Annotated in this window: 25 protein-coding genes and 1 tRNA gene; 19 read left to right on the top strand and 7 right to left on the bottom strand. The window is 64.0% G+C overall.

Annotation, left to right across the window (positions count from 1 at the left end):
• Positions 1-76 precede the first annotated feature (76 nt).
• The 3 genes from M2320_RS13640 to M2320_RS13630 all read left to right on the top strand — a co-directional run bounded on the left by M2320_RS13640 (position 77) and on the right by M2320_RS13630 (position 1,424).
• The gene (locus tag M2320_RS13640) at positions 77-661 is read left to right on the top strand and encodes a TIGR00730 family Rossman fold protein (RefSeq protein WP_425540686.1); all 585 of its coding nucleotides are present in this window, start codon (positions 77-79) and stop codon (positions 659-661) included.
• 212 nt (positions 662-873) lie between these two features.
• Positions 874-1,104, top strand: coding sequence for a hypothetical protein (locus M2320_RS13635; RefSeq protein WP_264597756.1), 231 nt, complete (start codon positions 874-876; stop codon positions 1,102-1,104).
• A gap of 50 nt (positions 1,105-1,154) precedes the next feature.
• Positions 1,155-1,424 (top strand): hypothetical protein, encoded by a 270-nt coding sequence (locus tag M2320_RS13630; RefSeq protein ID WP_264597755.1) that lies wholly within the window; start codon positions 1,155-1,157, stop codon positions 1,422-1,424.
• Positions 1,425-1,427: 3 nt separating this feature from the next.
• Here M2320_RS13630 and M2320_RS13625 read toward each other — a convergent pair whose 3' ends face one another.
• From M2320_RS13625 to M2320_RS13610, 4 genes are all read right to left on the bottom strand, one after another.
• Positions 1,428-2,147, bottom strand: coding sequence for a hypothetical protein (locus M2320_RS13625; protein WP_264597754.1), 720 nt, complete (start codon positions 2,145-2,147; stop codon positions 1,428-1,430).
• Positions 2,148-2,258: 111 nt separating this feature from the next.
• Positions 2,259-2,822, bottom strand: coding sequence for a hypothetical protein (locus M2320_RS13620; RefSeq protein ID WP_264597753.1), 564 nt, complete (start codon positions 2,820-2,822; stop codon positions 2,259-2,261).
• Positions 2,823-2,988: 166 nt separating this feature from the next.
• On the bottom strand, positions 2,989-5,139 hold the full coding sequence (mdoH, locus tag M2320_RS13615; protein ID WP_264597752.1) for a glucans biosynthesis glucosyltransferase MdoH: 2,151 nt from the start codon (positions 5,137-5,139) through the stop codon (positions 2,989-2,991).
• Positions 5,127-6,662 carry a glucan biosynthesis protein gene (locus M2320_RS13610; RefSeq protein WP_264597751.1) on the bottom strand — a complete coding sequence of 512 codons (1,536 nt, stop codon included), beginning with the start codon at positions 6,660-6,662 and terminating at the stop codon, positions 5,127-5,129. Before M2320_RS13610 ends, mdoH begins: the two co-directional genes overlap by 13 nt.
• A 142-nt stretch (positions 6,663-6,804) precedes the next feature.
• Here M2320_RS13610 and glmU point away from each other — a divergent pair, with 142 nt between their 5' ends.
• The 7 genes from glmU (at position 6,805) to M2320_RS13575 (ending at position 13,680) form a co-directional block, all read left to right on the top strand.
• Positions 6,805-8,163 (top strand): bifunctional UDP-N-acetylglucosamine diphosphorylase/glucosamine-1-phosphate N-acetyltransferase GlmU, encoded by a 1,359-nt coding sequence (gene glmU, locus M2320_RS13605; RefSeq protein WP_264597750.1) that lies wholly within the window; start codon positions 6,805-6,807, stop codon positions 8,161-8,163.
• A gap of 80 nt (positions 8,164-8,243) precedes the next feature.
• Positions 8,244-10,073, top strand: coding sequence for a glutamine--fructose-6-phosphate transaminase (isomerizing) (gene glmS, locus M2320_RS13600; RefSeq protein ID WP_264597749.1), 1,830 nt, complete (start codon positions 8,244-8,246; stop codon positions 10,071-10,073).
• 53 nt (positions 10,074-10,126) lie between these two features.
• The gene (locus M2320_RS13595; protein ID WP_264597748.1) at positions 10,127-10,591 is read left to right on the top strand and encodes a hypothetical protein; all 465 of its coding nucleotides are present in this window, start codon (positions 10,127-10,129) and stop codon (positions 10,589-10,591) included.
• Between the two features lie 19 nt (positions 10,592-10,610).
• Positions 10,611-10,712 (top strand): type II toxin-antitoxin system YoeB family toxin, encoded by a 102-nt coding sequence (locus tag M2320_RS13590; RefSeq protein ID WP_319801439.1) that lies wholly within the window; start codon positions 10,611-10,613, stop codon positions 10,710-10,712.
• Between the two features lie 184 nt (positions 10,713-10,896).
• Entirely contained in the window at positions 10,897-11,106 is a 210-nt protein-coding gene (locus M2320_RS13585; RefSeq protein ID WP_264597747.1) for a hypothetical protein, read from the top strand.
• A gap of 178 nt (positions 11,107-11,284) precedes the next feature.
• Positions 11,285-11,866 carry a dephospho-CoA kinase gene (gene coaE, locus M2320_RS13580; RefSeq protein ID WP_264597746.1) on the top strand — a complete coding sequence of 194 codons (582 nt, stop codon included), beginning with the start codon at positions 11,285-11,287 and terminating at the stop codon, positions 11,864-11,866.
• A gap of 47 nt (positions 11,867-11,913) precedes the next feature.
• Positions 11,914-13,680 carry an oleate hydratase gene (locus tag M2320_RS13575; protein ID WP_264597745.1) on the top strand — a complete coding sequence of 589 codons (1,767 nt, stop codon included), beginning with the start codon at positions 11,914-11,916 and terminating at the stop codon, positions 13,678-13,680.
• Here the strand turns inward: M2320_RS13575 and M2320_RS13570 are convergent.
• Positions 13,677-14,003, bottom strand: coding sequence for a hypothetical protein (locus tag M2320_RS13570; protein WP_264597744.1), 327 nt, complete (start codon positions 14,001-14,003; stop codon positions 13,677-13,679). The genes M2320_RS13575 and M2320_RS13570 overlap by 4 nt on opposite strands.
• A 368-nt stretch (positions 14,004-14,371) precedes the next feature.
• On the opposite strand from M2320_RS13570, the gene M2320_RS13565 reads away from it, so the two are divergent.
• Positions 14,372-15,916: a 2-isopropylmalate synthase gene (locus tag M2320_RS13565; RefSeq protein WP_184427834.1), complete on the top strand. Its 1,545-nt coding sequence runs from the start codon at positions 14,372-14,374 to the stop codon at positions 15,914-15,916.
• Positions 15,917-16,214: 298 nt separating this feature from the next.
• Here the strand turns inward: M2320_RS13565 and ctrA are convergent, their stop codons facing one another.
• Positions 16,215-16,916, bottom strand: a complete 702-nt coding sequence (gene ctrA / locus M2320_RS13560) for a response regulator transcription factor CtrA (RefSeq protein WP_184427833.1) — start codon at positions 16,914-16,916, stop codon at positions 16,215-16,217.
• 500 nt (positions 16,917-17,416) lie between these two features.
• Between ctrA and M2320_RS13555 the strand changes: the two genes are divergently transcribed.
• Complete coding sequence (locus M2320_RS13555) at positions 17,417-17,815, top strand: flagellar export protein FliJ (RefSeq protein ID WP_184427832.1); 399 nt, start codon at positions 17,417-17,419, stop codon at positions 17,813-17,815.
• Positions 17,816-18,030: 215 nt separating this feature from the next.
• A complete protein-coding gene (locus M2320_RS13550) occupies positions 18,031-19,047 on the top strand; it encodes a lysylphosphatidylglycerol synthase transmembrane domain-containing protein (RefSeq protein ID WP_264597818.1) in 1,017 nt (338 codons plus the stop codon).
• Positions 19,048-19,165: 118 nt separating this feature from the next.
• On the opposite strand, the gene M2320_RS13545 is transcribed toward M2320_RS13550, so the two are convergent.
• The gene (locus M2320_RS13545; protein WP_088521411.1) at positions 19,166-19,441 is read right to left on the bottom strand and encodes a DUF1153 domain-containing protein; all 276 of its coding nucleotides are present in this window, start codon (positions 19,439-19,441) and stop codon (positions 19,166-19,168) included.
• Positions 19,442-19,771: 330 nt separating this feature from the next.
• Here M2320_RS13545 and mnmA point away from each other — a divergent pair, with 330 nt between their 5' ends.
• From mnmA to M2320_RS13515, 6 genes are all read left to right on the top strand, one after another.
• Positions 19,772-20,980, top strand: a complete 1,209-nt coding sequence (mnmA, locus tag M2320_RS13540; protein WP_425540687.1) for a tRNA 2-thiouridine(34) synthase MnmA — start codon at positions 19,772-19,774, stop codon at positions 20,978-20,980.
• Positions 20,977-21,636 (top strand): class I SAM-dependent methyltransferase, encoded by a 660-nt coding sequence (locus M2320_RS13535; protein WP_264597742.1) that lies wholly within the window; start codon positions 20,977-20,979, stop codon positions 21,634-21,636. The genes mnmA and M2320_RS13535 overlap by 4 nt, the downstream gene beginning before the upstream one ends.
• Before the next feature lie 79 nt (positions 21,637-21,715).
• Positions 21,716-21,792 (top strand) — tRNA-Met (locus M2320_RS13530).
• Positions 21,793-21,966: 174 nt separating this feature from the next.
• A complete protein-coding gene (locus M2320_RS13525) occupies positions 21,967-23,184 on the top strand; it encodes a tyrosine-type recombinase/integrase (protein ID WP_264597741.1) in 1,218 nt (405 codons plus the stop codon).
• Positions 23,185-23,282: 98 nt separating this feature from the next.
• Positions 23,283-23,606: a hypothetical protein gene (locus tag M2320_RS13520; protein WP_264597740.1), complete on the top strand. Its 324-nt coding sequence runs from the start codon at positions 23,283-23,285 to the stop codon at positions 23,604-23,606.
• Positions 23,603-23,863: a pyocin activator PrtN family protein gene (locus M2320_RS13515; protein WP_264597739.1), complete on the top strand. Its 261-nt coding sequence runs from the start codon at positions 23,603-23,605 to the stop codon at positions 23,861-23,863. The genes M2320_RS13520 and M2320_RS13515 overlap by 4 nt, the downstream gene beginning before the upstream one ends.
• Positions 23,864-23,908: the final 45 nt, after the last annotated feature.

The raw sequence follows: 23,908 nt of genomic DNA, 5'->3' as shown, positions 1-23,908 counted from the left end.
TAGGCATTCTTGACGCGGCGCCCGCCAAAACGGCAAGAAGGATTCGGACGAGGCAAGGGGGACCGGCGTGGCTGCGATTGCAAACATCTGTGTTTACTGCGGCTCCTCCCCGGGCCACGATCCCGCCTTTCTGCGCGCGGCCGAGCGCTTTGGCGTCCTTCTCGCCGAAAACGGCGTCGGTCTGGTCTATGGCGGCGGAAATCTCGGCTTGATGGGCGCGATCGCGCGCGCCACGCTTGGTGCGGGCGGCCGCGTCACCGGCATCATTCCGGGGTTTTTGGCGCGGCGCGAGCACATGCTGGAAGACGTGCAGGAGCTGCTGGTCGTCGATGACATGCATTCGCGCAAACGGCTGATGTTCGAAAAGGCCGACGCTTTCGTCGCTTTTCCCGGCGGCGTCGGCACGCTGGAGGAATTGGTGGAGCAATTGACCTGGGTGCAGCTCGGGCGGCACGACAAGCCGGTGCTGATCGCCGATCTCCAGGGGTTTTGGGCGCCGCTTCTGGCGCTGCTCGACCATATGCGCGACACCGGCTTCATTCGCGCGCCCTATGAGGCCCGCTATCTCGTCTGCGAGGAGGTCGAGGACATCCTGCCGGCCTTGCACGCCGCCTATGCCGCGCAGGTCCATCCCCGGCGCAACCTTCCGCAACAATTTTAGGCGTTTTCGTCAGTATTCGCCGTAGGACGCGCCTGAACGAAAAACAATGCTGGCGCGACGACCACAGTAAAGCCAAGATCGGGGCGTAATCCCTACGCTCTGGCCCGGCGATTTCTCGTCATTTTCTGCAACCAAATCACGAGTTTGGCGTCTTCTCCGGATGCGATGCCGCGCAGGCGCGCGGCCTTTAGCACGCCGCAAGGAGGCGCCTCATGAAGTTCAATTTGACCCTCGCCCTGACCGCTGCTCTGGCGCTTTCGCCGGTCGCGGCCTGGGCGCAATCCGGCTCAACCGGACAGGGCGGCGCGACCGCCGCCGACCGCGACAGTCCCACCATGCAGAAGCCAGGCAAGATCCAGAACGAGACGGACCCGCAGAAGAACGGGACCACGCAGAGCCAGAGCAAAGATGGCATGAACAAGAACGGCCAGCCGCAGAAATAGCGCGCGAAAGAGCTGGCGACGCGGCGCAGGCGCCGCGATGGAGCGGGATAATGAGAAAGGTCTATATGCTGGTCTTCGGCCTCGCGGCTGTGGCGGCGGGCGCGCCGTCCGCCGTCTGGTCGCAGGCCTTCCCCTCGGCCCTGGCGGGCAATATCGCCGCGGCGCCCGGCGCCCGCGTCGACAGCAAGGGCGACTGGCGCCGCCATGAGATCGTGCGGATCTGGCGGGACGAAAGCGGCTGCCGGCTCAGCGTCGTCAGCTACCATCGTCCCAACGGCGATATCGATTCCCGCCAAACCCGCGAATGCGGCAAGGACTGAGTCTCAGTCCCAAAAACCTTCCGGGGCGATATAGCCGCGGTCGGTCATGACCACCCAGTTGCCGCCGCGCTTCTCGACGCTCTGCACGCGCACGCCGCCGCGCAGCACGTCGCCGGGGCCGACCTCCTGCTCGCCATAGGCGCCCTCGATGATCGCCAGCCCGTCATTGACCTCCCGCAGAATATAGGCGCCATAGCGCTTCGGCGTGGGGGCGGCGGCGGGCTTCACGGCGGCCACTTTGGCGTGGGGCGCGATGGTCGCGGTGGGCGTGCGGTCGACGGCGGGGCGGACGGGCGGGGTCGGCGGCTCCGCCGGCTTGGCGGGCTGGGCCGCGGCCTGGAGTTTTTCCAGACGGGCGTGCAGCGCCTGCGACTGGGCCTTTTCCTCGGCGAGGCTTTTCTGCAGGGCGGCGACGGCGGCTTCGGAGCCGCGCGCCTTTTCGGCCTCGGCGTCCAGCTTGGTCTTCAAGCCGTCGACATTGGCGCGCAGCTCCGAGATCGCGCGCTGGTGGGTCTTTTCGGCCTGCGCGACCTTTTCCGCGCTCTTCGCGGCGGCCTCCGCGGCGATTTGCTCGGGCGTGGGGCCGCGCATCGCGTCGATCTTCGCCCCGGCGCCCCAGCCGAGACCGACGAGCAGCAAGGCCGCGCCGACCGAAGCGGCGGCGGATTTCGCGGTGAATTTCTTTTCCTCGAAAACATGGTCGAGGCGGACAAGATCGTTCATAGGACCGTCTCCGAAAGGGAAGCGTCCCCTTTCACACGGCATATTGTCGTCAATTAGGCTTAATCCAAACTGAACGAACCTTGGCGAAAGCTGGGCCGCCGCGGATTTCGTTCAGTCCGCGCCGCCCTGATAGGCGCCGATGACGCGGATCACCTTGCCGTCGCGTTCGACCGAGACCTGCTGCGCAACCTCGGTGGCTTGCGGCTGGGGCTGGGGCTCCGGCGGTCTGGGCTCCGGCGTCACCGCGGCGGTGGGCCGCTTCAGGCCCTTGAGGTTTTCGCGCAGGCCTTTCTCCAGCCGCGGATCATTGGCGGGGACAAAGCGGGCCTCGCCGGGATTTTCCGGATCGCCGCCCATATAGACCATCAGGCCGTTCGGCCCCGAAACAATGTCGCCGCGCCGCAGCGTATTGTCCTGCAAGGCGAGCATGGCCGGGTCCTTGCCCGCCTGAGCCGCCTTCAGCGCCTTGTTGGCCGCGATCTGGTTGGCGATGCTCTTCTCGTGCGCGGCGTGGGCCTGTTGCGCCCTTTTGGCCGCCAGCGCCGGATCGGGCCGCGCCGGCTGCGGCGCCGCCGCCGGCTTCTCCTGAATGCCGAACAAATCCTCAAAGAAGCCGGCCTGCGCCGGCGTCGCCGCCGCGAGCACGGGCGCGCTGAGGAGGACAAGCAAACGCAATTTTAAGGTCATCATCGCCTTGCGCAGGGTCGGGGAGGGGAAAACCTGGGCAGAATGCGCCGGTCGGATTAACCTACCATTGTTTTTGTGCGCGCGAGGCGCCAAAGCCGGGCCAGCGGCGCGATTTGCCCGCCGCTGTGGCGCCGGCGCCTCATCATGACGAGAGTCAGGCGCTCGACGGCAGCCGGGACAGCAGGCCGATCAGCGCGCGGTCGTGCAACAGCACCATCCGCTCCTTGCGCTGCATCCAGTTGACCGCGTCGTCGATGGTCTGGGCGTCGTTGAGCTTGGCTTCCGCCATGGCGCGGTCGGGATGGATGTCGCCGCGCACGCGCGGCGGGGCTGGCGGCAGGAAGGTTTCATGGGCCTCGCGGAACTGCGGGTCCTCGTAGACCGCGCGCAATCCGTCGGCATTGTCGAACCCTTCCGCCGCATAGGCCTTCGACAATTCATTGGCGCGGGTGGCGATCGGCGGCGGGTTGCGCTCCTCCGGCGTCACCAGCAGGCCGATTTTCTTCAAAGCGACGCCGATGCTCTTCTGGCCGCTGGCCCAGGACAGGACGATCGCCAGGATCAGGCCGGCGATGGTGGGCGACATCCAGGCCACCAGCGAGGGCGAGATCAGCATGCCGGCGATCAGCATCATGACGCCGAGGATCACATGGTCGCGGTGGCGGCGCATGATCTGGTTGAAGGCGACGGAGCCGTCGTCGCGGCGCTGCGGCTCCCAGCCGGTGTCGAAGCCGAACAGGATGTGCAGCACATGGCCGGCGTGAACCAGCATCATGATCGGCGCCAGCAGCGCCGACATCAGCGTCTCGAACAGGGCCGAAAAGGTGAGGCGGATGGCGCCGCCGCCGCCGCGGCGCACCGGGCCGTCGAACAAGGCCAGGATCAGGCCGAACAGTTTGGGCGCGAGCAGCACCGCCATGGTGACTTCGAACAGCATCAGCGACCGTTCCGCGTCGAACACCGGCCAGGTCGGGAACAGCGTGAATTCCTGGGAGAAATATTCGGGGCGGATGTAGCTCGCCTGCAAGACCAACAGAATACCGACGGCGATCTGCGCCAGCCAAAGAGGCGAGGACACATAGGCCATGATGCCGGTGGTGAAATGCTGGCGGGTGGCGGGATGTAGGCCCTTGGCGAACAGGACGCGGCTGTGCTGGAGATTGCCCTGGCACCAGCGGCGGTCGCGCGCGGCGACGTCGATCAGCGAGGGCGGGCTTTCCTCATAGGAGCCGGCCAGCGACGGCAGCATGTAGACGGTGTAGCCGGCGCGGCGGATCAGCGCGGCCTCGACGAAATCGTGGCTGAGAATATGGCCGCCGAACGGCGGTTTGCCCGTGAGATGCGGCAGGCCGCAATGGGCGGCGAAGGCGGCGGTGCGGATGATCGCGTTATGGCCCCAATAATTGCCGTCGCGTCCCATCCAGCAGGACAGGCCATCGGCGATCACCGGGCCGTAGATCCGCGCCGCAAATTGCTGCACGCGGGCGAACAGCGTGTTGCGGTTGATGATCAGCGGCAGGGTTTGGATGATGCCGGAATCCGGATCATTCTCCATGGCGCCGGCGAGCACCGCGATGGCGTGTCCGGTCATCAGGCTGTCGGCGTCGAGCACCACCATATGGTCATAGGCGCCGCCCCAGCGGCTGACGAAATCGCCGATATTGCCGGCCTTGCGCGCCGTGTTCTTCTGGCGATGGCGGTAGTAGATCCGCGCCTCCGGGCCGAGATTGCGGCGCAGCGCCAGGAGCGCCCGCTCCTCGGCGATCCAGATGTCGGGGTCGGTGGTGTCGGAGAGGAAGAACCAGTCGAAATGCGCGCCGAGGCCCGTGGCCTGCACATCCTCGTAGATCGCCTGCAAGGCGCCGAACACGCGCGAGGGCGCCTCGTTGTAGATGGGCATGACCACGGCGGTGCGGGTCTTCAGCTCCTTGGGGATTTCGGGCTGCTTCGGCCGCGCGAACAGAAGATGCAGGAAACCCACCACGCCCGCGGCGAAGGACAGAGCGATCCAGGAAAAATTCGCGAGGAACAGGACCAGCAGCATCCATTTGAGGAAGGAGATGCCGCCCACGTCGATGACGCGGTACATCTGCCAGCCGCCCCAGACGGTCAGGGCGAGGCCGCCGCCGAAGGTCAGCGTGCGCGAAATCCAGGGTTGCGCGCGCTTGATGGTCCGCGGGCGCCGCTCCTTGGCAGGGTCGAAGCGGAACAGGTTCTGTTCCGGCATGTCCAGATGCGATTCCTCCGGCATGGCCGGGGGCAGCGCGTGGGTGGGAGCGGGAGCGGCGGCGGTCAGGACGTCCATCGATAAAGCCAGGTTTCGGAAACGGGCGCGCCCTGGGCTTCGAGCGTCAGGCGCAATTCGCAGGCGGTTTCGCCATTGGGATCGAGATCGAACAGAACGCGCAGGCGCTTCTGCTCGGGGGCGGGGAACAGCCGCACCCAGGAGATTTTTCCGGGATTGGCGGTGAGATTGGCCTTGATCTCCGCGGCCTTGGCGGGATCGCCGAGGAAATCGGCCTCGAAATCGACCTGAAAGCGGCGCTGTTTTGGCGCGCCGCCGCGTCCGCCGCGCGAGCCGATGACGGTGGCGTTGGGCGGCGAGATCGGCGGGCTCCAGCACCAGAACTGGCGATAGGCGAATTCGGCGCTCTGTCCCTTGGCGAGACCCTTCTTAACGCGCCAGAAGGCGATGATGTTCTGCGCCGGCTCGGCGTCGGAAGGGATTTCCAGCAGCTCCACCGAGCCCGGCCCCCAGTCGCCGATCGGCTCGATCCACAGGCTCGGGCGGCGCTCCCAATGCTGCACGTCGTCGTTGAAGGCGTTGAAGCTGCGCATGCGCTGCAGGAAGCCGAACCCCTTGGGGTTCTGGTCGACGAATTCGGAGATTTGCAGTTTTGAGCGGTTCGAAACCGGGCGGAACACCCATTCGCCGGCGCCGGTGGCCATTTGCAGGCCCGTCACTTCGGCGGCCGCGCCGCGCACGTCATCGGCGCCGCGCCGCTCCAGCGGCGTGAACAGGCTCGTGGCGCTCATGGTCGCGAGCCCGACATTGTCGATGTCGACGCGCGGGAACAGGGTGCATTCCGTGTCGATGATGGTGGCGTCGCCGGGATGCAGGGTGAAGCGATAGGCGCCGGTGACGCTTTCCGAATCGAGCAGGGCGTGGACGACCAGCACATTGCCGGCCCGCGTCGGCTTTTCGATCCAGATGGCGCGGAAGAACGGGAATTCCTCGCCGCGCGGATCGCCGGCGCGCAGCGACAGCCCGCGTGCGGTAACGCCGAAATTCTGGCCGGGCGCCAAAGAGCGGAAAAAGCTCGCGCCCTGGAAAATGGCGATTTCGGAGAGCGCGCCGTCGTCGCCGCGGTGGAAGGCGCGAAAGCCGGAGAAATCGAGATTGGTTGGCGGCGCGCTCATGTTGACGCCGCCGAAGACGAATTGGCCGGCGTCATAGCTCAGCCGCCGCGACAGCCCATCCTCGACCAGATTGATCTGCATCGGCGTGGTGAAGACGAAGCCGCGATGCAGCGGCTCCAGCACGAAGCCGCCGGGATCATTGGCCCAGATCATCCCTTCCGGCTTGGCGTGGATGGCGACATAGGCTTCATAGCTGAGCCCGCTCAACGGTCCCGGCAGGTCGGCGTCCGGCGCCGAGAAGGGTTTGGCCGCAAGCCCCCGGGCGGTGTCGAGGACCAGCGTGCTGGAGAAGGGCTGGATTGCGGTTTTCGCGTCCGGGGGCGACCCTTCAGCCAGGGCGGAACCCGCGCCGAGCAGCGAAACGGCCGCGCCGCCCGCCCATTGCAAAACATCCCGGCGCTTCAGCATGGCGTAGGGGTTCCATTCCCTGAAAGTTCGAAGGTACGTTGCGACATATAACCGAAATTGTGGCGGGCGCGAGGGCGATTTTTTGCTTTGTCACATTTAGGCTGTCGCCTATAGAGCCGGAAAACCAGACGGAGGAACCAGAATGCGCAAATGCCTCGCCATCGTGCTCGCCGCCGGTGAAGGCAAGCGGATGCGCTCCAGCCGTCCCAAGGTGCTGCATCAGGTCGCCGGGCGCTCCATGCTCGCCCATGTGCTCGACGCCGTGGCGCAGGCCGGCGCCGACGAACTGGCCGTCGTGGTCGGCCCGGGCCGCGAGGATGTGGCCGCCGAGGCGCTCAAAGCCTCCGCCCACGCCAAGGTTTTTGTCCAGGCCGAGCGACTCGGCACCGCCCATGCCGTGCTCGCGGCGCGCGAGGCTTTTGCGAAGGGCTTTGACGACGTCCTGGTGCTGTTCGCCGACACGCCGCTGGTGCGTCCGGAAACGTTTCGAGATTTGCGCGCGAAATTGGCGGAGGGCGCCGGCGTCGCCGTCCTGGGGTTCGAGCCGGAAAATCCGTTCGGCTATGGGCGGCTTCTGACCGACGCGACGGGCGCGCTCACCGCCATCCGCGAGCACAAGGACGCGAGCGCGGAAGAATTGAAGGTGCGGAGCTGCAATGCGGGGCTGATGGCGCTCGACGGCGGCAAAACCCTGGATTGGCTGTCCCGCGTCGGCAATGACAACGCCCAGAAAGAATTTTATCTGCCTGATGTGGTGGAGATCGCCCGGGCCGACGGCGCCTCCTGCGCGCTGGTGATCGCGCCGGCGGGCGAAGTGTTGGGGGTCAACGACCGCGTCCAGCTCGCCCAGGCCGAGGCCGAGCTGCAGAACCGCCTGCGCCGCGCCGCCATGGAGAACGGGGCGACGCTGGTCGCCCCCGAAACCGTGTTTTTCAGCTACGACACCAAATTGGGCGCCGATGTGCTGGTCGAGCCCCATGTCGTGTTCGGCCCCGGCGTCACCGTCGCCGACCATGTGGTGATCCATGCCTTCTCCCATCTGGAGGGCGCGACGCTCGCGGAACAGGCGACGATCGGCCCCTATGCGCGGCTGCGTCCCGGCGCCAATCTCGCCAGGGAGGCCAAGGTCGGCAATTTCGTCGAGATCAAGAAGGCGGAGATTGGCGAGGGCGCGAAGGTCAACCACCTCACTTATATCGGCGACGCGACCATCGGCCCGCGCGCCAATATCGGCGCGGGGGTGATCACCTGCAATTACGACGGATTCTTAAAGTATCGCACGGAGATCGGCGCCGACGCCTTTGTCGGCTCCAATTGCTCGCTGGTGGCCCCCGTCCGGATCGGCGACGGCGCGCTGGTCGGCTCGGGCTCGGTGGTCACCCGGGATGTTGCTGGCGACGCGCTTGCGGTCGCGCGCGGACAGCAAGTGGAAAAGCCCGGCTGGGCCGCCGCTTTCCGCGCAAAAATGCGGGCGCTCAAGTCGTCCAAGGCCTCCGACTAGTAAGTCTACGAATTGAAAACATTCGTGACTTGCCTTGAGTTATCGCTTCGCGCCATCTCTGCGGCGAAAGGAATCGATTCATGTGCGGAATTGTTGGCATCATCAGTCAGGGTCCGGTCGCGACGTCGCTGGTCGACGCGCTGAAGCGGCTGGAATATCGCGGCTATGATTCCGCCGGGGTCGCCACGCTGGAGAACGGCCATCTCGAGCGCCGCCGCGCGGAGGGCAAGCTGCGCAATCTCGACGCGCTGCTCCAGGACAAGCCGCTGAAGGGCTGGATCGGCATCGGCCACACCCGCTGGGCCACCCATGGCCGCCCCACCGAGAACAATGCTCATCCGCACGCCACGTCGAAACTGGCGGTGGTGCACAACGGCATCATCGAGAATTTTCGCGAATTGCGCGCCGAACTGATGGCGCAGGGCCACGAATTCGTCACCCAGACCGACACGGAAGCGGTGGCGCATCTGGTGACCGAGCAGATCAATCGTGGGCTTTCCCCCGTGGACGCCGTCGCCGCCTCACTGCCGCGTCTCAAAGGCGCGTTCGCGCTGGGGATGCTGTTCGACGGTTTCGAGGACCTCTTGATAGGCGCCCGGCGCGGCGCGCCGCTGGCGGTTGGCTATGGCGAGGGCGGGGAAATGTACCTCGGCTCGGACGCCCTGGCGCTCGCCGCCTTCACCGACACCATCACCTATCTCGAAGACGGCGACTGGGTGATTCTGCGCCGCGGCTTTGCCGAGTTCCGCGACGAATCCAACCGCGTGGTGCAGCGTGCAAAACTGAAGACGCAGGCGAGCGCCTTCCTGGTGGACAAGGGCAATTACAAGCATTTTATGGCGAAGGAGATTCACGAGCAGCCGGAAGTGGTGGCGCGCACGCTCGCCCATTACATCGATTTCGCCAACAATTGCGTGCGCCTGCCGTTCGACCTGCCGTTCGACCCCAAGGACTTGACCGGCATCACGCTGACCGCCTGTGGAACCGCCTATTACGCCGGGCTGGTGGGCAAATATTGGTTCGAGCGGTTTGCCCGGCTGCGGGTGGAGATCGACGTCGCCTCGGAATTCCGCTACCGCGAAGCCCCCATGCCCGACAACGGCCTGATGCTGGTGGTGTCGCAATCCGGAGAGACCGCGGACACGCTCGCCAGCCTGCGCTACGCCAAGGCCCACGGCCAGAAGATCATCGGCGTGGTCAATGTGCCGACCTCCACCATCGCCCGCGAGAGCGACGTGGCCGCCCCGACCCTGGCGGGGCCGGAAATCGGCGTCGCCTCGACCAAGGCGTTCACCTGCCAGCTGACCGTGCTGGCGTCGCTGGCCATCGCCTTGGGACGCGCGCGCGGCGTGCTCGGCGCCGATGAGGAAAAACGCCTGGTCAACGAGCTGATGGTCGTGCCTGGCCTGCTCGCCGAGGCGATGAAGCTGGAGCCGAGCATCGAGCAGCTTTCGCACCAGCTCGGCAAGGCCAGGGATGTCCTCTATCTCGGCCGCGGCCCGTCCTATCCTCTGGCGCTGGAAGGCGCGCTCAAACTCAAGGAAATTTCCTACATCCACGCCGAGGGCTATGCGGCGGGCGAGTTGAAGCATGGCCCCATCGCGCTGATCGACGAGCAATTGCCGGTGATCGTCATCGCCCCGACCGATCCGGTGCTGGAAAAGACGGTTTCGAATCTGCAAGAAGTTTCGGCGAGGGGCGGGAAGATCATTTTGCTTGGCGACGCCCATTCGATCGGGGAGGCGGCGACGTCGCTCGCGGGCGAGATCGTCATGCCCGACATGGCTCCGGATTTTTCCGCCATCGTCTATGCCGCGCCGATCCAGATGCTCGCCTATCACACGGCGGTCATTATGGGGAAGGACGTGGATCAGCCCAGAAATCTGGCGAAAAGCGTCACTGTGGAATAGCCGGAACTTCGCTCCCTAAAAATTCGTTTTACGAATTCTTGGGAGTGAAAGAAATGTGCAAGGCTTTTCTCAGCTTTATCTTGGCTTTGTCCTGTCTGTTTGCTGGCGCCGCGCAGGCGCAGCCCCCCCGGAGTCCCGAGGGGCGGGAGGCGCTCAAAACGGCCATGCTCGACGAAGCCTTCGCCGCGGCCAAATTCAAACTGTTCGCCGAACAGGCGCGCAGGACTGGCAAGAACGAGCTGGCCCATCTCATGGAGGTGGCCTCCAATATGGAATATGGCCATTTCCTGCGCTGGGCCGAATTGTACCGGCTCGTGGGCAACGATGCAGAAAACCTGCGCGAGGCCGTGAACGACGAAATCAACGACGACGTCAAGCTCTACGACCGCCTCGCCTCCGAAGCCAAGGCGCGGGGCGAAAACGAGCTCGCCGAACATTTTGAACAGGTCAAGGCGCAGGAGCTGAAGCAGGAGGAAGGTTTTAAGCAGGCGGTGGAAAAGGCGATGAAGGCCGAGTGATTGCCATTGGACGCGGCGGCTGTCCGGCTGGTGGTTGCGCCGCCTCACCCATGAGCATCGTCTGGCCTATCGCGTGACCGAGAACGCCCTGCAGATCGCGCAAGGCCGCAACCATTACTGACCTGGGAGCGGTCCAAAAAAACTTTGCCGCAATCGAACCCGCAAAATGACAGAATTGCCGTCCAAACCTTGAGCCTTGGCGTTTCTTCCGCGCGTTTTTCTGGGCGGGTTCGAGCACAGCCAAGGCAGATCGAGGTCAAAGCCAGCATGCGTTTTCGTTGGCGAAAGCGAACAGGACACAAGAGATGACGCATATTGACGAAGCCGCTTTGGCGACATGCACTTTAACGCTCAATCTTCTGACGAAACTCAAGAAATCCGGGGCGCTCTCCGAGGCCGAGATCGCCGAAATCTTTTCCGATTCGATTCGTCAGCACCGCGCCGTCAACACCCATGAGAACGAAGCCGCGGCGTCTTTCCTCGAAACCGCCCGCATCTCCGTCGAACAGGACTAGAGCATTTTCGAGCGAAGTGGATGCCGGTTCGCGTGAAGACCCGGAGGGCCGCGTCAGCGAATATGCGTCAAAACAAAGAACTAGAGAGCGCTCGGTGAACGGGAGTTCACCGAGCGCTCTCCAGCGCGCCTCTTTTGCCGAGCCGCCGGTCGGGTTAGGAAGGGCGAGGGGAGGCGATATGCGCATACTCGGCCTGACCGGCTCCATCGGCATGGGCAAATCCACCACGGCCGGCCTGCTCGCGGACCAGGGCGCCGCCGTGTTCGACGCCGACGCCTGCGTGCACAGGCTCTATGAGGGCGAGATCGTCCCGGCGTTGGCCGAAGCTTTTCCCGATGTGGTCAAGGACGGCCGCGTCGATCGGGCCCTGTTGCGTAACGCGGTCGTCGGCAAGCCCGATCAAATTGCTCTGCTCGAAAAAATCGTCCATCCGGCGGTGCGGCGCAACAAATGGGCGTTTGTGGCGGCGCAAGCCAAGGCCGGACGTTCGCTGTGCGTGCTCGACATCCCCTTGCTGTTTGAAACCGGCGATCAAAAACGCGTCGATGCGGTGATCGTCGTCACCGCGCCCCCGGAGGTGCAAAAGGCCCGCATTCTCGCCCGTGGCGGCATGGATGAGGGCCAAGTCGAGGCGATCCTGGCCAAGCAGATTCCGGACGCCGACAAGCGCCGCCAGGCTCATTTCATCGTCGAAACCCAGCACGGCCTCGCCCATGCCGAGCGCCGCATTGGCGTCATTTTGCGCGCGCTAAAGGTCTAAATGAGGGGCGCCGCCTCTGGCGGCCCCCTGGGAATCCGGAGGAAGCAATGCGTTACGGCAGCGGCAATTACGAGGCTTTCGCGCGACCGCGCAAGCCCGAGGGCGTAGACAACAAAACGGCCTGGTTTGTCGGGTCGGGGCTGGCGGCTTTGGCCGGCGCGGCCTTCCTCATCCGCGACGCCCAGATGGCCGGCGACAAAATCACCATCCTCGAAGAACTCGATCTGCCCGGCGGCGCGCTCGACGGCGCCGATGTCCCCGAAAAAGGCTTTGTCATACGCGGCGGCCGCGAAATGGAGGACCGTTTCGAGTGCCTGTGGGACCTCTACCGCTCGATCCCCTCGCTGGAGATCGAGGGCGCGAGCGTTTTGGACGAATTTTATTGGCTGAACAGGGACGATCCGAATTTTTCGCTGCAGCGCGCCACGGCGAACCGGGGGCAGGACGCGCGGACCGACGGCCTGTTCACGCTCAGCCGCCGCGCCCAGCGCGAAATCGCCCAACTCTTCCTCGCCAGCCGCGAGAGCGTCGAGAACAAGCGCATCAACGAGGTATTTGGCGCCGAATTCTTCGCCAGCAATTTCTGGCTCTACTGGCGCACCATGTTCGCCTTCGAGGACTGGCATTCGGCGCTGGAGATGAAGCTCTACCTGCACCGTTTCATCCATCACATCGGCGGCATGCCGGATTTTTCGACGCTAAAATTCACGCGCTACAACCAATATGAATCCCTGGTGCTGCCGCTGCACAAATGGCTGATCGAACGCGGAGTCAAATTCCGCTACGGGGTGCAAGTCACCGACGTCGATTTCGCTCTCACGGCGGACAGCAAGCAGGCGACGCGGATCCATTGGCGCGAGCGGGGCGGGGCAGGGGGCGTCGATCTCGGACCGGACGATCTGCTTTTCATCACCATCGGCTCGCTCACCGAAAATTCCGACTGCGGCGACCATTTTACGCCCGCAAAACTCAACGAGGGCCCGGCGCCCGCCTGGGATCTGTGGCGGCGCATTGCGGAAAAAGACCCGGCGTTCGGGCGTCCCGATGTGTTTGGCGGGCATATTGCCGAGACCAAGTGGGAATCGGCGACCGTCACCACGCTGGACGCGCGCATTCCCGCCTTGATCGAAAACATCGCCAAGCGCGACCCGTTCAGCGGCAAGGTGGTCACCGGCGGCATTGTCACGGTGAAGGATTCGAGCTGGCTGATGAGCTGGACGGTCAACCGCCAGCCGCATTTCAAGGCGCAGCCGAAGGACCAGATCGTGTCCTGGGTCTATGCGCTGTTCGTCGACAGACTCGGCGATTACGTGAAAAAGCCGATGCAGGCCTGCACCGGCGAGGAAATCACCCAGGAATGGCTCTATCATCTCGGCGCGCCGCTTGAGCAAATCCCCGAACTGGCGGCGACCGGAGCCAAGACCGTGCCGGTGATGATGCCCTATGTCACCGCTTTCTTCATGCCGCGGCAGAAGGGGGATCGGCCCGACGTCGTCCCCGACGGGTCGAAAAACTTCGCCTTCATCGGCCAGTTCGCCGAGTCCCGGGAGAGGGACTGCATTTTCACCACCGAATATTCGGTGCGCACGCCGATGGAGGCGGTCTACACGCTGCTCAATGTCGAGCGCGCCGTACCGGAGGTGTGCAATTCCACCTATGACCTCCGAAAGCTTCTGGCGGCGGCCGCTGCGTTGCGCGACGGCAAGACGGTCGATGCGGTCTTTCCCGGAGTAATCCGCGATGCGCTGGTCAAATGGGCCGACAAAAAGGTGGTCGGGAAACTCTTGCGCGAGTCCGGGCTGATCTCGGGTTAGGGGATCGGCCCGGAGCCCCGCAATTCGCAGCGCGGGCCGGGGCCGGGGACGTCGGCCCAGCCCCAGACTTTTACGGTTTGGAACGGCGCGAGCGTCATGACCATTTGCGTCGGCGCCGGCGCGCCATAGGGGTCGGCGGCGGGAAAGATTTCGAACACGGCCTGCACGGGAAAATTGTTGTAATTCTCGGTGATGCAGGCGGTCTGATCGCCGCCGTTATAGTGTTCGAACACGGCCCACCAGACATTGTTGACTTCCCGCTCGAAGGCGAAGGCCGGGGTCGCCGCCGCGAGAAAGACGGCGGACAGGAGAACGCGTTTCATCCAAACCTCCTTTGACCGGAAGCCGGGCCAACCCTTTTCGCGACGCCTTTGTTCCGGAATTCGCTTGCTCTGGCGCCGCCAGATCGGTTATCTAGATCTATCCAGGCCCTGCCTGTCCGAGAGCCGCATGACCTCTGTCGCCAACCAGACGCCCTTGCTGAACGTCGCGCCCCAAGCGCTGACGGCGTCTGCGTTTGAGCTCGGAAACCTCCTTCTCCTTATCAACCCCTGAGGGCCGGCCGGGCTTTGCCTGGGCGCTCAGGGGATCGTTATTTCAACCCGAGTTTTTCGCTCTCGGCCTCGCACGCTTGCGCGTTATGCCCAAAAAATCTAAGGCAGGCCAAAGGGCGTCCCAATTGGAGACGATCATGACCGATCAAGACCGCGTTTATATCTTCGACACCACCTTGCGCGACGGCGAGCAATGCCCCGGCGCCTCCATGACGTTCGAGGAAAAGCTGGAAGTTGCCGAATTGCTGGACGTGTTGGGCGTCGACATTATGGAGGCCGGTTTTCCCATCGCCTCGCAGGGCGACTTCGACTCCGTGTCGGAAATCGCGCGCCGCGTCAAAAACGCCTCCGTCGCCGGTCTGTGCCGCGCCCAGGCCAAGGACATCGATCGCTGCGCCGAAGCGGTGAAACATGCGCGCATCCCGCGCATCCATACCTTCATCAGCACCTCGCCGGTCCATATGCGCTACAAGCTGCAGATGGAGCCGGAAAAGGTTTTGGAACTGATCGCGTCCTCCGTCTCCCGCGCCCGCAACCATGTCGCTTCGGTGGAATGGTCGGCCGAGGACGGCACCCGCACCGAGCACGACTTTTTGTGCCGCGCGGTGGAGACCGCGATCAATGCCGGCGCCACCACGATCAACATTCCCGACACTGTCGGCTACACCACGCCGGACGAATATCGCGCTTTGTTCCAGATGGTGCGCGAACGCGTGCCGAACTCCGACAAGGCGATTTTTTCCGTCCATTGCCACAATGACTTGGGCCTGGCGGTGGCCAATTCCATCGCCGGCGTCCAGGGCGGCGCGCGGCAGATCGAATGCACGGTGAACGGCATCGGCGAGCGCGCCGGAAATGCGGCGCTGGAAGAAATCGTCATGGCGATGAAGACCCGCGCCGACGTGCTGCACTACACCAACCGCATCGACACCACTCTGTTGAACCGCGCCTCAAAACTGGTGTCGGCGGTGACCTCGTTCCCGGTGCAGTACAACAAGTCGATCGTCGGCCGGAACGCGTTCGCCCATGAGAGCGGCATCCACCAGGACGGCATGCTGAAGAACGCCCATACCTATGAGATCATGACGCCGGAGTCGGTCGGCGTCTCCAAAACCTCGCTGGTGATGGGCAAGCACTCCGGTCGCCACGCGTTCAAGGAGAAGCTGAAGGAATTGGGCTATGATCTGGGCGACAACGGCCTGGAGGTCGCCTTCACCCGCTTCAAGGATTTGGCCGACCGCAAAAAGATCGTCTATGACGAGGATATTGCGGCGCTGGTCGACGACGAGATCGCCAACGCCCATGAGCGCATCCAGGTCGTCGCCTTGTCGGTGATGGCGGGGACCAAGGCGCCGCAATCGGCGGCGCTGACCTTGCAGGTCGATGGCGAGCAGAAGACCTGGCAGGCCACCGGCAACGGCCCGGTGGACGCCATTTTCAACGCCATCCGCGCCCTGGTCCCCCACGAGGCCAAGCTGGAGCTGTTCCAGGTCCATGCGGTGACGGAAGGCACGGACGCGCAAGCGGAAGTGTCGGTGCGTCTGTCCGAAGGCGATCTGGTCTGCGCCGGCAAGGGCGCGGACCCGGACACGCTGGTCGCCTCGGCGCGCGCCTATGTCTCGGCTTTGAACAAAGTGTTCGCCCGCCGGGCGCGCGGGACGGAAACGGCCGCCGCCGTCTAATTGGGGGCGGCCCCGTCCAGGGGCCAATCCCTCGTATTGCTCAGCCCAAAAAAATCCGCCGGCAAAAAAATCGCCTCCCCAGGAGATTTTTGCCGGCGGACATTGCGCTGTTGAGCCCTTGGGCTTTGGGCTGCGAGCGCCGGGTTGGGAAACCCAACCACGACCCGACCATAGCGGGTCGCCGCGCCCCAATCCATTACGGGTTTCCGCAAGCTTTTGGCGGCGGTTCCCCTCATCAGGCCCAAAAAACAAAACCCCGCCGGTCGGGCGGGGTTTGGAACGGGAAGGGGTCATCCCCTCACGCGGTGATGCGCTCGTCGGCGTCGGAGGGTTCGCGCAGCACATAGCCGCGGCCCCAGACGGTCTCGATATAATTGCGGCCCTCGGAAGCGTTCGCCAGTTTCTTGCGCAGCTTGCAGATGAAGACGTCGATGATCTTCAGCTCCGGCTCGTCCATGCCGCCATAGAGGTGGTTGAGGAACATTTCCTTGGTGAGGGTGGTGCCCTTGCGCAGCGAAAGCAGCTCGAGCATCTGATATTCCTTGCCGGTCAGATGCACGCGGGCGCCGTTCACTTCGACGGTCTTCTGGTCGAGGTTGACGATCAGGTCGCCCGTGGCGATCACCGACTGGGCATGGCCCTTGGAGCGGCGCACGATGGCGTGGATGCGGGCGACCAGTTCGTCCTTGTGGAACGGTTTGGTCAGATAGTCGTCGGCGCCGAAGCCGAGGCCCTTCACCTTGTCCTCGATGCCGGCGAGGCCGGAGAGGATCAGAATGGGAGTCTTGACCTTGGCCACGCGCAGGGTGCGCAGCACCTCATACCCGGACATGTCGGGCAGGTTCAGGTCGAGCAGGATGATGTCATAGTCGTAGAGCTTGCCGAGGTCGATGCCCTCTTCCCCCAGGTCGGTGGTGTAGACGTTGAAATTCTCGGACTTCAGCATCAATTCGATGCTTTGCGCGGTGGCGCTGTCGTCTTCGATCAATAATACGCGCATGTGAAGTCCTCACCCCGCCCAAAGAATACGGCGCCTGACCGGCCGCCGGCCTTGTCCCCCGACTGAACGCGAGCGTCGACGCGAATCATTACCGAACGAGCTTAACGCCGAATGGTTAACAAAACCTGATTCACCCTGGCAAGCGGTCTCGGTCATTATCCTCGTTGAGTCGCCGCGGCGTATCCGCCGGGAGAAAATTTCCTGCGGAAACCGTGCGAAAACGAGGGTTCCGCCCTCTCGCCCAGCTTCCTCCGCCCATATCGCGCTCCGCTTGAGCGGAGCTTTACGGCGGGCCTGAAGCGAGTGTTAAACATGGCGGTTAACGAAGCCTGAACGCCGCGCCGCGATTTTTGGGCCTTCCCTGCATTTTTCGGATTCAGGCGAAAAAATGTCGCGCGGGTAATAAAACGGCAACCTCCCTGGGCCAATGTTCCCCTGTCTCGCGGAACCATCAAGTTTGTGGAACAGGCCTTGCAGCTTGGCGTATTGGAGTTTCTGGCATGAAGTCGCGGGATACGCTCGTCCGTTTGAAAAAATTCCAGGTGGATGAAAAACGCCGCCGCGTCGCCCAGATCGAAATGATGATCGCGGAATTCGGCCGCATGGCGGGAGACCTGGACCGGGAAATCGCCGCCGAGGAGCAGCGCACCGGGGTCAAGGACCAAAACCACTACGCCTATTCGACCTATGCGCGCGCGGCGCGCACGAGGCGCGACAATCTCGCCCATTCCGCCGACGAGCTGAAGCACCAGCTCGAAGAGGCGCGGGCGGCCCTCGATCTCGCCAATGACGAATTGTCGAAGGCGCAGGTTCTGGAGAGCCGCGAAAAGGGTCCGGCGCTGGTCGACCTCGCCCGCGACGCCATGGACCTCTCCGGCCTGCGCGGCGCGCGCGCCTGAGGGAAAGCTTGCCTTGCGGCCGCGCCTGTAGCAAACAGACCGTTCCTTTGCGCGCGGCCGTGGGAATCGCCTGAATGCTCCCCGAAACGTCTTCTGAAAGCCTGTGCGCTTCGCGCGAAGATTTGCCTGTGCTGGACGAAACCGGGCCAGCAGGCGTTTCGGACGATGGCGCCCCCTCGGGGCGGGCGCCGGCTCGCAGGTCCCGCATGGATTTCATCAAACGCAACCTCGATTACATCTGGCCGGCGATCGGCTTTGGCGCTGTCGGGGTCTCTTTCTGGCTGCTTTACCGCGAATTCGCCGGACAGCAGCTCGGTCCGCAACTGATCGCGGCCTTCCGGGCCATTCCGGCGACCCATTACGCGCTGGCGGTGCTGTCGACCCTGCTCGCCTATGCCGCGCTCGCCGCCTATGACCGGATCGCCCTGACCCATCTGGGCATTAAAAATATTTCCTGGCGCTTCGTCGCCGCCTGCTCCTTCACCACCTATGCGCTCTCGCACAATATCGGCGCCTCCGTGGTCTCAGGCGCGGCGGTGCGCTATCGCGGCTACACCTCCAAGGGGCTGAGCGCGGGGCAGGTCGCCATTCTTGTCGCGCTCTGCTCGCTGACCTTCGTGCTCGGCGAGGTTCTGCTCGGCGGCGCCGGCCTGCTGATCCAGCCCCATGCTTTGGCGCGGATCGGCGGCCTGATGCCGGAATTCCTGCGGCCCTGGCTCGCCGACCCGCGCAGCGCCCAATGGATCGGCGCCGCTCTGGTCGGCGCGGTCGCGCTTTATGTCGCCGGTTCGGCCTTCCATCTTCCCTCGCTCACCATCAAGGGCACGCGGATCGAATATCCGCGCCTGCCGATCGTGCTGCGACAGTTGATCGCGGCGCCCGCCGAACTGATCGGGGCGGCCGGCATCATCTATTTCGCCCTGCCGGAGGCCGGCAATCCCGGTTTCGTCGTGGTGCTGCTGGTGTTCATCTTCTCCTTTTCGGCGGCGCTGGCCTCGAACGCGCCGGGGGGGCTGGGCGTGCTCGAACTGGTCTTCCTGAAAGCCATGCCGGGCGCGCCGCAGGACGGGGTGCTGGCGGCGCTGCTGCTGTTCCGTCTGCTGTACCTGCTGATCCCGCTCGGCCTCGCGGTTTTCGTCGTGCTCGGCTTTGAAAAGCGGCGGCTCAGGGAGGCGATCGTCCACCATCATCAGACCGCCGGAGAGAAGCGGGAGCCGACGGAGCCGAAATAGGGTTAGGCTCCAAGCCGGCCCCGTTCGTTCGTCCATCTCGCGCGGCAAAAATATCTCAAGGCGCAAATAAAAACGCCGGCCCTGCGGCCGGCGTCAAAAACCCCTGGGATCAAAAAGCCTACTGCCGATATTGCTGCAACCGCGTCGTGCGCAAACCGGCGAGCCCATGCTGGTCGATCGACATCTGCCAGGACAGGAATTCGTCCACCGTCAGCGTATAGCGGCTGCACGCCTCTTCCAGCGACAAAAGCCCGCCGCGCACCGCGGCGACGACTTCGGCCTTGCGCCGGATGACCCAACGTTTTGTGGAGGGCGGGGGGAGATCGGCGATGGTCAGCGGGCTGCCATCTGGACCAATGACATATTTGACCCTCGGGCGATGGGGCTCGGTCATGCTACTCACTCACTTACGCGGAGAACCCTTACTACGGCTACCGACAGTAAAGCTGGCCGCTTAAGAAACACTTTCGCGCGAGGGTGCAAATCGACCTATAAATGCTTGTTTGGGCGTCGGTTTCTTGCCAATTCCTTTCCAGCGCGGCCAAACTGTCCCCAATTGAGGCGCCTGCACATGCATGGTTAACCATCCCGCGACGAACCGGGCGCGCCCTCTTTTGGCCCGGGCGCGTTGAAATCGGGCGGTTGAACCCTTATTGAAGAGGGGTGGCCCCGAGGTCTCCGCAAAGACCGGAGGCTCCGCCGCAGGAAAGTTCCCTCCCAGATGATGACGCACGCCAAAAATTCCCTCGATCTGGCCAAGCCGCCGGCGCAGACCCGCGTCGTCGTCGCCATGTCGGGCGGCGTCGATTCCTCTGTGGTCGCCGGCTTGCTCAAGGAGCAGGGCTATGACGTCATCGGCGTCACCATGCAGCTCTATGACCACGGCGAGATCGAGCATCGGCCGGGCGCCTGCTGCGCCGGCCAGGATATTTACGACGCGCGCCAGGCGGCGGACCTGATCGGCATTCCGCATTATGTGCTCAATTACGAGCAGAATTTCCGCGCCAAGGTGATCGACGCCTTCGCCCAATCCTATGCCGAGGGCGAGACGCCCATTCCCTGCGTGGCCTGCAACAGCCAGATCAAGTTCATCGACCTGTTCGGCATGGCCCGCGACCTCGGCGCCGATATTTTGGCGACCGGCCACTACATCGCCTCGCGGCGCGACGAGCAAAGCTCGCGCGGCGATGGGGAAGAGGAGAGGGCGCTTTACCGCGCCCTGGACCCGGACCGCGACCAGTCCTACTTCCTGTTTTCGACCACGCGGGAACAATTGCGCCTGCTGCGCTTCCCGCTGGGCGAAATGAGCAAGCCGGAGGTGCGCGAGCACGCCCGGCGCCTCGGCCTCGGCGTCGCGGAAAAGCCGGATAGCCAGGACATTTGTTTCGTCCCGACCGGCCGCTACAGCGACCTCGTGGAAAAACTGGCGCCGCAAGCGGCGACGCCCGGCGACATCGTCCATGTCGACGGCCGCGTGCTCGGCCGCCATGCGGGCGTGATGAATTACACCATCGGCCAGCGAAAAGGCCTGGGGCTCGGCGCTAGCGCCAGCGCCGGCGGGGAGCCGCTTTATGTGGTGCGGATCGATGCGGCCAACGCCCGCGTCACTGTCGGCCCGCGCGAGGCCCTGTCGACCAAGCGGGTCACATTGCGCGATGTGAACTGGATCGGGCCGGGAACGCTGGATGACGCGCTGGGGCGCGAGATCGCGGCGCGGGTGCGCTCGACGCGCCCGCCGGCGCCGGCGATGATTCTGCGGCGCGGCGACGAGATCGTCGTCGAGTTCGTCGAGGGCGAGAACGGCGTCGCGCCGGGACAGGCTTGTGTGTTTTATGAGAATGAGGACGCCCGCGCGCGCGTTCTCGGCGGCGGTTTCATCCGCAGCGCGGAATCCGCCCAAGAGGAGCCGGCGATTCGCCGGAAAAGAGCATGAATCAAATGCCGCGCGATCTCGCGCAGATTGAAAACGCGCATGTCGAGGAGGCCTATGCCCGTTGGGCGCCGATCTACGACCTGGCCTTCACCGCGGTGATGGCGCCGGGCCGCCGCGCGGCGGTGGCGGCGGCGCAGCGGCTGGGCGGCAAGGTTTTGGATGTCGGCGTCGGCACCGGCCTGGAATTGCCGATGTTCGACGCCGATGTGGAGTTGGTGGGCGTCGATCTCTCCGAGCCCATGCTGCGCCGCGCCCAGGACCGCATCGCCCGCGATTCGCTCACGCGCGTGAAAGGCCTGTGCGTGATGGACGCGACGCGGCTCGCTTTCGCTGACGGAACTTTCGACGCGACGGTGGCGCCCTATGTTCTGACGGTCGTGCCGGACCCGCAGGCGACGATGGCGGAACTGGCGCGGGTGACGCGGGTCGGCGGCGAGATCGTCCTGGTGAATCACGTGGGGGCGGAAGCAGGTCCGATCGCCTGGATCGAGCGCTGGATGGGCAAGCGCTCGGCGTCGCTGGGCTGGCGGCCGGAATTTCCCTGGGCGATTCTTGGCGACTGGATCGCTTCGCGCAAAGATTTGAAGCTGGTGGAGCGCCGGAAGATCGCGCCATTGGGGTTGTTTACGCTGACGCGGATTGAAAAGCTGTTTTAGGCGCTTGCCCTTCCTTGACAGGGGAGGGTGGGGCGTCTTATAGACCGCGCACTCAAACGCGAGCGCGGCTCGTGTTCGGGGCGGAGTAGCTCAGCCGGCTAGAGCAGAGGAATCATAATCCTTGTGTCGGGGGTTCGAGTCCCTCCTCCGCTACCACTTTTACCTTCGCTGACGTTCGTTGAAGATCGCAAACGTACTCAAGTACCTGAATTCACTAGCACTCATTGTTCCGCTGGCGTTCGGGGATGGTCGTTGACCCCCGCTTGCAGTCGGGGAAATTGTTGGTAACTTCGTTGGTAAGCCGAATTACCAACGCGGTGCGTACCAACAATGTCGCTCTCCGATCTCCAATGCAAAAATGCCAAGCCTGGGCCGAAGGTCGTGAAGCTGAGCGACGGCGGCGGCTTACAGCTATGGGTGACGCCTGACGGCGCAAAAAGATGGCGGCTGGCCTACCGCATTGCCGGCAAGCAAAAAGCGCTGGCCATCGGCGTTTACCCGTCGGTCGGCCTGAAAGAAGCCCGCGAGGCGCGCGAGACGGCGAAGAAGCAAATCGACGCCGGCCAAGACCCTTCCGTCATCAAGAAAATCGCAAAGTCCACGCGAACCGCGTCTCTTGAGGCCACGTTTGATGCGCTCGCCGCCGAATTGCTGGAGAAGAAGCGCCGCGAAGGCAAAGCGGCAGGGACGTTGGAACATTTCAGTTGGTATATGGCGCTCGCGCGCCCGGTCATCGGCGCGCGACCCATTGCGGAACTTTCGTCCGCCGAGGTTCTTGCTGCGCTCCGGGTTGTCGAGGCGCGCGGGCGGTTAGAGACGGCGAAAAAGATGCGCGCCTCTATTGGCGAGGTTTTCCGATTCGCCATCGCCACCGGACGCGCAGAGAACGATCCGACCTCGGCGCTTAAGGGCGCGCTCACCGCGCCGGTCGTGAAACACCGGGCCGCGATCATCGAGCCGAAGGCGTTTGGCGGGTTGCTTCGCGCCATTGATGGCTACGCCGGCGCGCCAGAGACACGGGCCGCGCTGGAATTGCTCGCGTTGACCTTTGTTCGACCGGGAGAACTTCGCGCCGCTGAATGGGCCGAGTTCGACATGGATCGCGCGCTCTGGACCATCCCGGCTGAAAAGATGAAAATGCGCCGGCCCCACCGCGTTCCGTTGTCGCCGCGTGCGTTGGAAATTCTCCGAGACATGCAGCAGATGACCGGACGGGGCAAATACCTCTTTCCATCCACGCGCTCCGCGACGCGCTGCATGTCCGAGAACACGCTGAATGCCGCTCTGCGCCGGCTTGGGTTCGAGAAAGACGAGATGAGTGCCCACGGCTTTCGCGCCGCCGCATCTTCAATGCTCAACGAATGCGGGCTTTGGCATCCCGATGCAATCGAGCGCCAGCTTGCCCATGAAGACGCTGATTCGATCCGCAAGGCTTACGCCAGGGCGGATTTTTGGGATGAGCGCGTCCGAATGATGGATTGGTGGGCGAGCCAGTGCGCCGAAATGCGCGGTGGCGTGCAGCCGAAAACGGAATGCGACGCTGCATAAGAAATCTGGCGGCAATCTCGCCGCCCGATAAAGCGGCCGGGCGAGGCGCTGCTACGCCTCAATCCCGACCATCATAACGCGAAGAAGGGTTTCGCATCATGTCAAAGAAAGATAACACCGGAAAATCTCCGATCAAGCGTCTGTTTTCCGAATTGCTGAAGGTCGACGCCATTCTGCGCGATCCGCCAACCGCAATGGATGACACTGAATACGGCGCGGTGGTGGATCGCCATTGGGCGCTTCGTGAGCTGATCGCTTCCCACCCTGTCGGATCGCTGGCCGACCTCGCTTGGATCAGTCAAGCACTGAGCCTTGAAACCGACCGTGACCCTGAGTTCACCAACGACGCGCCGGGCTCGGCTCGTGCGCTCGCCATGGTGATCGCCAACGGTGCGCTCCAGCTTGCAGGAGCGGCCCGATGAAAACCGCATGGATGCTCTTGGCGCGCTACGACGGCCTGCCCATTATCCCGGTGGAGAAGGTCTGTGCCGACTTCTTCACCCATCTGGAGCCGGTAAAGTTCGTGCAGAAGGTTGACAGAGGCGAAATTAAGCTTCCGCTCGTCCGTATCGAAGGGAGCAAGCGCGCGGCGCGTGGGGTCCACGTCAACGACCTAGCCGCCTGGATCGATGCGCGCCGGGAGGCGGCGGCGAAGGAGCTCAGGCAACTTACCGAATAAGCGGAGGGCCGGCGATCTGCCGGCCTTCTTCGTTTTAGCGCGCGA

Source organism: Rhodoblastus acidophilus (genome assembly GCF_025961575.1).
GTDB lineage: Bacteria > Pseudomonadota > Alphaproteobacteria > Rhizobiales > Beijerinckiaceae > Rhodoblastus > Rhodoblastus acidophilus_C.
The sequence above is the reverse complement of the archived record's forward strand: the minus strand, read 5'-3'. Positions and strand labels throughout refer to the sequence as shown.

Excerpts from the sequence above, each read along its gene's own strand:
- M2320_RS13555 (WP_184427832.1), top strand. The coding sequence starts at position 17,417 with ATGAAGTCGCGGGATACGCTCGTCCGTTTGAAAAAATTCCAGGTGGAT.
- M2320_RS13595 (WP_264597748.1), top strand. The coding sequence starts at position 10,127 with ATGTGCAAGGCTTTTCTCAGCTTTATCTTGGCTTTGTCCTGTCTGTTT.
- M2320_RS13545 (WP_088521411.1), bottom strand. The coding sequence starts at position 19,441 with ATGACCGAGCCCCATCGCCCGAGGGTCAAATATGTCATTGGTCCAGAT.
- M2320_RS13575 (WP_264597745.1), top strand. The coding sequence starts at position 11,914 with ATGCGTTACGGCAGCGGCAATTACGAGGCTTTCGCGCGACCGCGCAAG.
- M2320_RS13565 (WP_184427834.1), top strand. The coding sequence starts at position 14,372 with ATGACCGATCAAGACCGCGTTTATATCTTCGACACCACCTTGCGCGAC.
- coaE (WP_264597746.1), top strand. The coding sequence starts at position 11,285 with ATGCGCATACTCGGCCTGACCGGCTCCATCGGCATGGGCAAATCCACC.
- mnmA (WP_425540687.1), top strand. The coding sequence starts at position 19,772 with ATGACGCACGCCAAAAATTCCCTCGATCTGGCCAAGCCGCCGGCGCAG.
- M2320_RS13610 (WP_264597751.1), bottom strand. The coding sequence starts at position 6,662 with ATGCTGAAGCGCCGGGATGTTTTGCAATGGGCGGGCGGCGCGGCCGTT.
- M2320_RS13535 (WP_264597742.1), top strand. The coding sequence starts at position 20,977 with ATGAATCAAATGCCGCGCGATCTCGCGCAGATTGAAAACGCGCATGTC.
- M2320_RS13520 (WP_264597740.1), top strand. The coding sequence starts at position 23,283 with ATGTCAAAGAAAGATAACACCGGAAAATCTCCGATCAAGCGTCTGTTT.
- M2320_RS13570 (WP_264597744.1), bottom strand. The coding sequence starts at position 14,003 with ATGAAACGCGTTCTCCTGTCCGCCGTCTTTCTCGCGGCGGCGACCCCG.
- mdoH (WP_264597752.1), bottom strand. The coding sequence starts at position 5,139 with ATGGACGTCCTGACCGCCGCCGCTCCCGCTCCCACCCACGCGCTGCCC.
- M2320_RS13515 (WP_264597739.1), top strand. The coding sequence starts at position 23,603 with ATGAAAACCGCATGGATGCTCTTGGCGCGCTACGACGGCCTGCCCATT.
- M2320_RS13585 (WP_264597747.1), top strand. The coding sequence starts at position 10,897 with ATGACGCATATTGACGAAGCCGCTTTGGCGACATGCACTTTAACGCTC.
- M2320_RS13630 (WP_264597755.1), top strand. The coding sequence starts at position 1,155 with ATGAGAAAGGTCTATATGCTGGTCTTCGGCCTCGCGGCTGTGGCGGCG.
- glmS (WP_264597749.1), top strand. The coding sequence starts at position 8,244 with ATGTGCGGAATTGTTGGCATCATCAGTCAGGGTCCGGTCGCGACGTCG.
- M2320_RS13635 (WP_264597756.1), top strand. The coding sequence starts at position 874 with ATGAAGTTCAATTTGACCCTCGCCCTGACCGCTGCTCTGGCGCTTTCG.
- M2320_RS13625 (WP_264597754.1), bottom strand. The coding sequence starts at position 2,147 with ATGAACGATCTTGTCCGCCTCGACCATGTTTTCGAGGAAAAGAAATTC.
- glmU (WP_264597750.1), top strand. The coding sequence starts at position 6,805 with ATGCGCAAATGCCTCGCCATCGTGCTCGCCGCCGGTGAAGGCAAGCGG.
- ctrA (WP_184427833.1), bottom strand. The coding sequence starts at position 16,916 with ATGCGCGTATTATTGATCGAAGACGACAGCGCCACCGCGCAAAGCATC.
- M2320_RS13525 (WP_264597741.1), top strand. The coding sequence starts at position 21,967 with ATGTCGCTCTCCGATCTCCAATGCAAAAATGCCAAGCCTGGGCCGAAG.